General features: G+C 58.4%; 10 protein-coding genes. 5 read left to right on the top strand and 5 right to left on the bottom strand.

Annotated features, from left to right (window positions below):
- Positions 1-73 precede the first annotated feature (73 nt).
- Both C7H08_RS18060 and C7H08_RS18055 read left to right on the top strand, forming a co-directional pair.
- Positions 74-1,161, top strand: a protein-coding gene (locus C7H08_RS18060; protein ID WP_106672347.1) for an IS3 family transposase whose coding sequence is annotated in 2 segments (ribosomal slippage) — positions 74-326 and positions 326-1,161 — 1,089 coding nt in all. Because the reading frame shifts where the segments join, the coding sequence is not laid out codon by codon here.
- 9 nt (positions 1,162-1,170) lie between these two features.
- Positions 1,171-1,875, top strand: coding sequence for a hypothetical protein (locus C7H08_RS18055; protein ID WP_227663333.1), 705 nt, complete (start codon positions 1,171-1,173; stop codon positions 1,873-1,875).
- Between the two features lie 75 nt (positions 1,876-1,950).
- On the opposite strand, the gene C7H08_RS18050 is transcribed toward C7H08_RS18055, so the two are convergent.
- A complete protein-coding gene (locus C7H08_RS18050) occupies positions 1,951-2,319 on the bottom strand; it encodes a thiol-disulfide oxidoreductase DCC family protein (RefSeq protein WP_106673586.1) in 369 nt (122 codons plus the stop codon).
- A 207-nt stretch (positions 2,320-2,526) separates the two neighbouring features.
- On the opposite strand from C7H08_RS18050, the gene C7H08_RS18045 reads away from it, so the two are divergent.
- From C7H08_RS18045 to C7H08_RS18035, 3 genes are all read left to right on the top strand, one after another.
- Entirely contained in the window at positions 2,527-3,630 is a 1,104-nt protein-coding gene (locus tag C7H08_RS18045) for an AI-2E family transporter (RefSeq protein ID WP_106673585.1), read from the top strand.
- A gap of 83 nt (positions 3,631-3,713) precedes the next feature.
- The gene (locus C7H08_RS18040) at positions 3,714-4,856 is read left to right on the top strand and encodes a zinc-binding dehydrogenase (protein WP_106673584.1); all 1,143 of its coding nucleotides are present in this window, start codon (positions 3,714-3,716) and stop codon (positions 4,854-4,856) included.
- The gene (locus C7H08_RS18035; protein ID WP_106673583.1) at positions 4,856-5,908 is read left to right on the top strand and encodes a proline racemase family protein; all 1,053 of its coding nucleotides are present in this window, start codon (positions 4,856-4,858) and stop codon (positions 5,906-5,908) included. Before C7H08_RS18040 ends, C7H08_RS18035 begins: the two co-directional genes overlap by 1 nt.
- Here the strand turns inward: C7H08_RS18035 and C7H08_RS18030 are convergent.
- From C7H08_RS18030 to C7H08_RS18015, 4 genes are read right to left on the bottom strand one after another with little or no spacing between them, the layout of a single operon-like run.
- Positions 5,895-6,716 (bottom strand): ABC transporter permease subunit, encoded by an 822-nt coding sequence (locus tag C7H08_RS18030; RefSeq protein WP_106673582.1) that lies wholly within the window; start codon positions 6,714-6,716, stop codon positions 5,895-5,897. The genes C7H08_RS18035 and C7H08_RS18030 overlap by 14 nt on opposite strands.
- The gene (locus tag C7H08_RS18025) at positions 6,709-7,638 is read right to left on the bottom strand and encodes an ABC transporter permease subunit (RefSeq protein WP_106673581.1); all 930 of its coding nucleotides are present in this window, start codon (positions 7,636-7,638) and stop codon (positions 6,709-6,711) included. Before C7H08_RS18025 ends, C7H08_RS18030 begins: the two co-directional genes overlap by 8 nt.
- A gap of 4 nt (positions 7,639-7,642) precedes the next feature.
- Positions 7,643-8,764: a polyamine ABC transporter ATP-binding protein gene (potA, locus tag C7H08_RS18020; RefSeq protein ID WP_207768333.1), complete on the bottom strand. Its 1,122-nt coding sequence runs from the start codon at positions 8,762-8,764 to the stop codon at positions 7,643-7,645.
- On the bottom strand, positions 8,764-9,870 hold the full coding sequence (locus C7H08_RS18015) for a polyamine ABC transporter substrate-binding protein (protein WP_106673580.1): 1,107 nt from the start codon (positions 9,868-9,870) through the stop codon (positions 8,764-8,766). The genes potA and C7H08_RS18015 overlap by 1 nt, the downstream gene beginning before the upstream one ends.
- Between the last annotated feature and the right edge of the window lie 164 nt (positions 9,871-10,034).

Raw genomic sequence — 10,034 nt, 5'->3', positions numbered from 1 at the left:
TGGGTAATCCCCCCGAAAAACAACGGTGATCAAAAGTAGAATTTTCCGTAAGCTACACGCAGGGAGATTCTGCATGAAGAAGTCACGTTTTTCCGACAGCCAGATCTTGTCGATCCTGAAACAAGCCGAGAATGGTGTACCGGTGCCGGAGCTGTGTCGTGAGCATGGCATGAGCAGTGCGTCGTTTTACAAATGGCGGGCTAAATTCGGTGGCATGGATGCGTCCATGATGGCCCGCTTGAAAGAGCTGGAGGATGAAAACCGCCGGCTCAAGAAGATGTATGCCGAGGAACGGTTGAAGGCTGACATCCTCAAGGAAGCCATCGAAAAAAAGTGGTAAAGCCGTCTCGTCGCCGTGAGATGGCGCAAAAAGCCGTTAATGAAAAGCGCGTCAGCATTCGGCTGGCGTGTTGGATGTTCAGCATCAGCGAGACCTGCTACCGCTACCAGCCCAAGCTGAGCAGCGAAAACGCCGAGATCGCGGACTGGCTGATCAGATTGACCCACAACCAACGTAACTGGGGGTTTGGTCTGTGCTTCCTGCACCTGCGCAATGTGAAGGGCTTCGCCTGGAACCACAAACGGGTCTATCGGATTTACCGTGAGCTGGAACTGAATCTGCGCATCAAGCCCAAGAAACGCCTGGTTCGTGAAAAGCCGGAGCCACTGGCTGTGCCGGAAATGATCAACGACAGTTGGTCGATGGACTTCATGCACGACCAGCTCAACGACGGACGCAGTTACCGGCTGCTGAATGTGATCGATGACTTTAACCGCGAGGGGCTTGGCATCGAAGTGGACTTCTCGCTTCCGGCAGAGCGGGTTATCCGGTCACTGGAGCAGATCATTGAATGGCGGGGTAAACCGCGTTCTATCCGCTGTGACAACGGACCTGAGTACATCAGCGGCAAGCTGGCAGCGTGGGCCGAACAACGAGAGATCAAACTGGCGTTTATCCAGCCGGGCAAGCCGCAGCAGAACGCCTACATCGAACGCTACAACCGAACGGTCCGTTACGATTGGCTGGCACAGTATCTGTTCGACAGCACCGAAGAAGTTCAGGACTATGCCACCCGCTGGCTCTGGCACTACAATCACGAACGACCCAATATGGGACTCGGAGGAATTACTCCTCAACAGAAGTTGGCCATGCTGGCCTGAGGTCTACTTTTGAACCCCGTTAAAAATGGGGGGATTACCGGTGAACACGTCATTTCTGCCAAAGTTAGCCAGTTAGTCTTTTCGATCCTGACGGAGAGCAATATGCGCAGAAAAGGCACCACTGACTGGCCGCTTCTGTGGTTGGCAGTCAAAGATAACCTTGGTGGTTTCTTTACGTTACTGGGCATGGGGCTTTGTTTCGGCGTTGTAGGAGGCGGCGTTTTCTATCTTGGCTTTGGCGAATGGGGCGCCATGATCTTCGGAGCCTTTTTCGCGCTGATAGGTTCGTTCTTGTTCATTTACTCGTTTGTCGCCACGTACTCAAGTATCGGCTATTACTACGAACAGGCCTTGTTGCGTAAACACGGTGTGGAAGTGGATGGGGTTCTCATCAGGAAAGAGGCTGACTGCCAGTTTCACCAGGAGTACGACAATAACAACCGGCCATTGGGCGACGGCTATTACCAGTGCAACCTGTTGGTTGAATTTGATTTTCAGTTCAATGGGCAGGATTGCAGTGGTGCTTTCTATCTGAATAAAGCCGAGCTGTTCGACAAGTTGAATGAGGGAGATCCTTTGCCATTAAAGGTGCTGAAGCTCGATCCTTCCATCCACACGGTTCGTGAGCGTCGCCTGGCGAATATGCTCAAGGGCCGGAAACCACAGACACCATCCTTGATTCCCGAAGGGGCAGAAATAAGTCAGTTGGTATAGGTTCCGCATTTATCGAGCGCACTACTGAAACCGGCGGAACGGTAATCGAACCAGCACACGGCGCCTCGCAGTGTGCTACGGGTTAACCCTCACCGCACAAGCATACTTCTTGTCAAAGCGCCGGTCCGCCCAGGTTTCATAGACCTTGTTGGCGACCGGGAAGATGACCGGCCACAGCAACGGTTTGAACACGAAGCCTAACCGGGTGTGAGACCAGGCCCGCACGTTTGCAGGCAGCCCGGTGACCCATTCGCCGGTCCAGGTCATCAGGTGGAGTCGGCGCAACAGTGCCTCCTGTGAGGGCAGCTGGGCGTTGTCCGGTGCTTGCTGGTGGATGTCTGCGAAGATCAGATCCCCTCTCTGGAGCTTGCGAAGTGTGCGGATTTCTTTCGCGCACAGCGGACAGCTGCCATCGTAAAACAGGGTTTCGTAACGCGGCGGCATAAGGTTCTCCGATCGGTGAGGTACTTCAGTGCACGATAATACGAGCGCAGGGGGTCTTGCGGTTCATTCTGTGTCCGTCATTTTCCGTTAATGCAGAGAAGCGGCGTGAACGCTAAACTGTTTGGCCGTTGAGCCCGGAACATCAGGGCCGAAACCATCACTGGCCTGGTTACTGACACCGGGTTCATTCTCAAGGTCGGATTTTCCATGGATGAGCGATCGCCCGATAACACGGCACCCCAAGAGCAGCCGCGTAAAACCTCTTTAGCTGAGTTGTCCACGCCCATCTATGGACTATTCATACTTGGCATTCTGTACACGCTTTATCTCGCCCATCAGATCATCCTGCCGATTATCCTCGCGCTGCTCACCAGTCTGCTGTTGTCACCACTGGTGAATAAGGCGGAGATCAAATGGCGGGTGCCCAAGGTGGTGAGTTCGCTGGTATTGGTTCTGATTGTGCTCGCAGGTATCGTCGGGATAGGGGCCACCGTAGCCTCGCCTGCCCTGGAATGGGCGGAAAAGGCCCCGCAAGGTTTGTCGCGCTTGCTGGTAGGTGACAGTGAAATCATGCGCCAACTGGACAGGGTCAGTGAGTCCGCCGAGCAGGTGGAGAAATCGGTGGAGGGCCTTTCGGATAATGAAGAATCGAAACCCACCACCGTGGTGCTGCAAACCGACTCCTGGCGCAGCCAGCTGATGTCCAAGGTTCGCAACGGTGTGGCGGGCCTGGCGCTGGCGTTAGCGCTGACGTATTTCCTGCTGGTCAGCGGCGACAGGATGATCCGCAACTTCGTCAAACAACTGCCAAGACCACAGCGCAAAACGGCGCTGAGAATTACCCACGATTCCCAGCATCAGATTGCCCAGTTTCTGGCGGTGCTGGGTTTAAGCAACCTTTCCGTTGGTGTGCTTACCGGTCTGATCTGTTGGGCCGCAGGGTTGCCAGACCCCGCCATGTGGGGCCTGATTGCCGGCCTGGCCAGATTCATACCTTATCTTGGCAATATGCTGACCATTACGTTACTGGCGATTGTCTCCGCAATCACGCTGGACACCATCTGGTTGATGGCCATTGCGCCACTGAGTTTTGCTCTGTTGACCATCATTGTGGGTTTTTTCCTGGAGCCCTGGATTCATGGTTTCCGTATGGCCATCAATCCCGTCATCATTTTTGTTTCCATCTTCTTCTGGGGTTGGTTATGGGGCCCGGTGGGTGTGCTGCTGGCGGTGCCGTTGATGACGGTGATCCAGGTGGTGCTCAAGCAGATTCCACGACTTCGTCCGGTCTACAAAGTAATTGCACGTTAGCCGCCCGCGCGCCTGACACAGGCTAGAATCTTGCCTACTCTGATGGGATGAGAACTCCACCAGCCAGGGAAGAGTATCGCCTGATGATTCCTACCTCCATGAAAGCCATGGTGCTTACCGGCCATGGCGGCATCGACAAGCTCTGCTATCAGGATGTGGCCACACCCCGGCCGGGCCCGGGAGACGTGCTGGTGCAGGTTACGGCAACGGCCAAGAACAACACCGACCGCAAGGCCCGTCAAGGCCTGTACCCCACGAAAAAGGGCGAGATGACCTCGTTCCAGATGGGCGGCAAACCCACGTTCAGCTTCCCGCGCATCCAGGGCGCCGACATTGTCGGCCGGGTTGTCGCGGTGGGTGAGGGCGTCAGCGAAGCCCGTCTAGGCGAGCGAGGGCTGCTGGATTTCAACATCTACGCCAACGAGCGGACCGACATCAACCTGACCCCGGATTATTACGGTCATGGTGCCGATGGCGGTTACGCCGAGTACGTCGCCCTGCCATCCGATCAGTTCCATCACATCCCCAACCCGGAGCTGGCCGATGCCGAACTGGCGGCCCTGGGCATGTGCTCCTATCAGACCGCCTACCACATGCTCACGGCGGCCAAGGTTACCGCGGGCGAACACGTGCTGGTGACCGGTGCCAGTGGCGGGGTGGGCACAGCATTGATCCAGCTCTGCCGCATCATGGGTGCCATTCCCTATGCGCTGAGCCAGAAAGACAAGGCGGAACCACTGTTGAAACTGGGGGCCGAGGTGGTGCTCGACCGCAGCAACATGGACAGCTTCTTGGAGCGAACGAAAGCCGCGACCGGTGGCAAACCCCTGGATGCGGTGATGGACCTGGTCGGCGGCGAGATGACCGACCACTTCATCGACGCCATGATCTTCGACATGAACGCCCGCAGCACCTACCCGCGCCTGAGCATTGCCGGCGCCAGCGGTGGCAACATCAGCGAAATCCTGTGGACCCGCATTTACCTGTATCAGGTGCGGATTTATGGGGTGTCTCACGGCACCCGCGAAGAAGCCAGTCAACTGATGACCTGGATTCGCGAAGGCCAGCTCAAACCGGTCTTGCACGGCGCGTTCAAACTGTCGGACCTGCACCGGGCGGAAGACTACTTCGTCAACCGGGGCAGCAATTACCTCGGCAAGATCGTCATCGTTCCGGACGCTCAGTGGCCGGAACATGGCCAACCCTTTGCCGTGGAGGCGTCCTGATGAACCCCGAGCTCACCATTCAACTGATGGACACCCACGCCGGCGGCGACGTCAGCCGCATCGTCACCAGCGGCATCAACCCGCTGCCAGGCGACACCGTCAGAGCCCAGATGGAATACCTGCGAGACAACGCCGACGGACTGCGCCGGCTGCTGCTGGAAGAACCCTACGGCATCCCGGAAATGTCCGTGGATCTGCTGGTGCCGGCCACCAACCCGGAAGCCGCCGCCGGTTACATCATCATGGAAGTCATGGGCTACCCGATCTACTCCGGCTCCAACACCATCTGCACCGCCACCGCCGTGCTGGAGGCGGGCATCGTGCCCAAACAGGAAGGCAAGCAACACTTCAAACTGGAATCCCCGGCTGGCCTGGTGAACATAGAGGCCACGGTGCACGACGGCGTGGTAGAAACCATCACCTGCGAAGGCCTGCCCAGCTACATCGACACCCACAACGCCAGCATCAACGTACCCGGCCTGGGCAAAGTCAATTACAGCGTCGCCTACAGCGGCGGCTTCTACGCTCTGGTAGACGCAACATCACTGGGCTTCGACCTCACCCTCGATGAAGAACGCCACCTGGCCCAAACCGCCCACGCCATCGTCGAAGCCATCCAGGCCGAGCGGGGCTTCTCCCACTACACCCTCGGCGACGTCGGTCCGCTGCCGTTCCTGCACTTCATGGGCCCGGTAGAACAAGTAGCCGACCGCTACTACCGCTCCCGCTCCGCCACCTATGTGCACCCTGGTGTTATCTGCCGAAGCACCACCGGCACCGGCACTTCCGCAAGACTGGCACTCATGAACCACGAAGGCCGAATCAAACCCGGTGACAAACTGGAAACCGTTTCCCTGCGGGAAACCGGGTTTATCGGCCAGTTCACCGCAGTAGAAACCCAAGGGCAGTACCCGGTGGTTAAAAACAACATTACCGGCAAAGGCTATGTCATCGCCCGTTCCGACATAGTGGTGAACTGCGACGACCCGATGGTGGAGTGCGAAGGATTGCATCACATACTATCGGGTCGCCACGGATCTAGCGCGGCCTGAGCCGCCGCTTCTCCGCCCGCCGCATCCAGAACCAGGCAATAAACGCGATCACCGACACCACGGCGATGATGATGGTCGCCAGCGCATTGATCTCCGGCGACACCCCCATCCGCACCGAGGAGAACACCACCATCGGCAAGGTCGTCGCGCCTGGCCCGGAGACAAAGCTGGCAATCACCAGGTCATCCAGCGACAAGGTAAACGCCAGCAACCAACCCGACACCAGCGCCGGCGCAATCACCGGCAGGGTAATCACAAAGAAGGTTTTCAGCGGCGTACAACCCAGATCCATGGCCGCTTCTTCGATGGACAGATCCACCTCCTGCAAGCGGGCGCTCACCACCACCGCCACATAGGCGCTGCAGAAGGTGGTGTGGGCAATCCAGATGGTGGCCATGCCGCGGTCTACCGGCCAGCCGATCAGCTGTGCCATCTGCACAAACAGCAGCAACAGCGACAGGCCGGTAATCACTTCCGGCATCACCAGCGGAGCCGTGATCATGCTGGACAGCAGCGTTCGGCCACGCATCTTCTTGAACCGGGTAATGACAAAGGCGCAAAGGGTACCCAGGCACACCGCCATGCTGGCGGAGTAGAAGGCAATGCGAAGGCTCATCCAGACCGCAGACAGGAGTTGCTCATTGGCGAACAGCGCACCGTACCACTTGGTGGAAAAGCCGGCCCATACCGACACCAGCCGGGAGGCGTTGAAGGAATATACAATCAACACCACCATCGGCAGGTACAGGAACAGCATGCCCAGCACCAGCATGGATTTTGAGAAGCCGGGGGCTTTCAGCTTAACCATGCTTTTCCATCTCCCGTGCCTGGAAGCGGTGGAACAGCACGATGGGCACCAGCAGCAGCGCCAGCATCACAATCGCGAGCGAAGAGGCCACTGGCCAGTCCCGGTTGTTGAAGAACTCCTCCCACAACACCTTGCCGATCATCAGGGTGTCTGGTCCGCCCAGCAGTTCCGGAATCACGAACTCGCCCACCGCCGGAATGAACACCAGCATGGAGCCTGCCAGAATACCGGCCTTCGACAGCGGCAGAGTGATCGCCCAGAAGGTGGTGATGCTGCGGCAGCCCAGATCCGACGCCGCTTCCAGCAGTCGCACGTCCAGCTTCACCAGATTGGTGTAGATCGGCAGAATCATGAACGGCAGGTAGGCGTAGACGATGCCCAGAATCACTGCAAAATTGGTGTTCAGCATCTTCAACGGCGACTCAATCAGCCCCAGCCACAGCAGAAAGTTGTTGAGCAGGCCCTGATTGCCGAGAATGCCCATCCACGCGTACACCCGGATCAGGAACGAGGTCCAGGACGGCAGCATCACCATCAGCAGGAACACCAGTTGCCAGTGTTTGGGCGCCCGGGCCATGGCGTAGGCCATGGGGTAGCCGATCAGCAGGCAGAACACGGTGGCCAGGAATGCAGTTTTCACCGAGCCCCAGTATGCGGCTACATACAGGCTGTCGGAAGCCAGGAACAGATAGTTGCCGAAGTTCACCACCACCGACAAAGTGTTGTCGACAAAGCGGAACACCGGCTCGTAGGGCGGGATGGCCATCACCGCTGAGGTCAGGCTGATTTTCAGCACCAACGCGAACGGCAGCAAAAAGAACAGCATCAGCCACAGGAACGGAATGCCGAACACCACCCGGCGATGGAACAGCACCGCACGCACCCGCTCCACCACCGGGGCAGGGAAGAGCTTTCGATTCATCGCGTCAGTTCCAGAGCAGGATGGGGCTGGAGGCTTCCCAGGACACGAACACCCGGTCACCCCAGGTGGGCCGCTCGCCCCGGCGTTCCACATTGGCCATGGTGGCCTGCACCCGTTTACCGCTGGCCAGCTTCACGTAGTAAGACGTGATGTCGCCCAGGTAGGCGATGTTGTCCACGGTGCCGCAGCTCCAGTTCCGCTCACCGTCTGGCTTGTCGGTGGTCAGGTAAATCTTCTCCGGGCGCAGGGCAATCAGGGTGTCGGTGGTTTCTGCGGGTGTGGTCACGCCCCGGTCGATGAACACCGGCGCGTCCAGCAGGTCACTGGTCAGCAGAATGCTGTCGGAGTTGTCTTCCAGAATATTCGCCTCAAAGACATTGACTGAACCAATGAACTCAGCCGTCATCCGGCTGTTCGGGCTTTCATAGATATCAATGGGCGAGCCGACCTGGGCAATGCGGCCGTACGACATGATGGCAATGCGGCTGGCCATGGTCATGGCTTCTTCCTGATCGTGGGTGACCATCAGGCAGGTGGCCCTTACTTTTTCCAGGATATCCACCAGCTCCAGTTGCATCTCCGTGCGCAACTTCTTGTCCAGCGCGCCCATGGGCTCATCCAGCAACAGCAGTTTCGGGCGCTTGGCCAGGGAGCGGGCCAGGGCCACGCGCTGCTGCTGGCCGCCCGACAACTGCTGGGGCCGGCGTTTGCCGTAGGCTTCCATCTTCACCAGCTTGAGCATGGCGGCGACCCGGTCACGGATCTCGTCTTTCGGCAATTTATCCTGCTTCAGGCCCATGGCAATGTTCTGCTCCACCGTCATGTGCGGGAACAAAGCGTAGGACTGGAACATCATGTTGGTGGGCCGCAGGTACGGCGGCAGCGCCGTGATGTCCTGGCCGTCCAGCACGATGCGGCCGGAGTCCGGGGTCTCAAAGCCCGCCAGTATACGCAGCAGCGTGGACTTGCCCGAGCCGGAACCCCCCAGCAGGGCGAAAATCTCGCCCTTGTGAATGTCCAGGCTGACGTCGTCTACCGCCAGAGTGCTGTCGAAGCTTTTGGACACGCCCTTGATGCTGAGGAGCACCTCCGCTTGCGCGGAGGTGTTGGTGGCGTTAACCACCATCAGCGACCAGACTTCACGCTGGTCCAGGTGCGGGTCATCAGGCGCTGGGCGTCCTGTGGCCGACCTTCCATGATGTAGAGGTTCTTCATCACGTCATCGGTGGGGTAGATGCTGGTGTCGTTAAGGATTTCGGGATCCACAAACTCGTTGGCCGCCTTGTTCGGGTTGGCGTACCACACGTAGTTGGTGACGTCCGCGATGATCTCCGGGCGCATCAGAAAGTTCATCAGGGTGTGGGCGTTGGCCACGTTCGGGGCGCCGGCCGGAATGGTCATCATGTCAAACCACAGCACCGCACCTTCTTTGGGGATGGTGTAGCGGATAACGTGGCCGTTGCTGGCTTCTTCGGCACGGGCGGCAGCCTGCAGAATGTCGCCGGAATAGCCGGCAGCCACGCACAGGTCGCCGTTGGCCAGATCACCAATGTAGCGGGATGAGTGGAAGTAGGTGATGTTCGGGCGCACGGCCCGGATCACGTCACCGCCTTTGCGAATGTCGTCGGCGTTGTTGCTGTTCGGGTCCAGGCCGATGTAGGCCATGGCAGCCCGCACCATTTCCTCACCGGAATCGAGCATGGCAATGCCACAGCCAGCCGCGGCCAGTTTGCCGGTGACTTCCGGGTCAAACACCAGGGCCCAGGAATCGGTCGGGGCGCTGTCGCCCAGAATGGTCTGGATTCGGCCTTCGTTGTAGCCATAGCCGTTGGTGCCCCACAGGTAGGGAAGAGAGAACTGGCTGCCCGGGTCGACCTTGTCCAGATCATCCATCAGATCCGGGTTCAGGTTGGCCATGTTCGGCAGTTTGCTGTGATCGAGCGCGACGAAGGCCTTGGCCGAAATCTGCTTGGCCACGTAATGGTTGGAGGGCACCACCAGATCGTAGCCGGAGCGGCCAGACAGCAGGGCAGCTTCCAGCACTTCGTTACTGTCGTAGACATCGTAGATAACCTTGATGCCGGTTTCTTTGGTGAACTTCGCCAAAGTGTCCTCGGCGATGTAGTCAGACCAGTTATAAACACGCACTTCTCCGGCGGCAAAAACCGAAGAGGCACCCAGAGACAACGCAACAGCGGCGGCCAGCGCCGTAGGCTTACACAACTTCAACATCGGTGTTGTCCCTCATAGAAAAGGGATGGATACAAAGCGTGCAGGACGCACGCGGTGTTGTGCAGGTCTGCTGAGGGTGGCCGCAGGTGGCTGGTGTCCACTGGGAACACGGGAATGCCGCCTTTTGACTCCTTTGAGGCTTATCCTGGAAACGACAGGTGGGG

It is taken from the genome of Marinobacter halophilus (assembly GCF_003007685.1).
GTDB classification, from domain to species: Bacteria; Pseudomonadota; Gammaproteobacteria; order Pseudomonadales; family Oleiphilaceae; genus Marinobacter; species Marinobacter halophilus.
The sequence above is the reverse complement of the archived record's forward strand: the minus strand, read 5'-3'. Positions and strand labels throughout refer to the sequence as shown.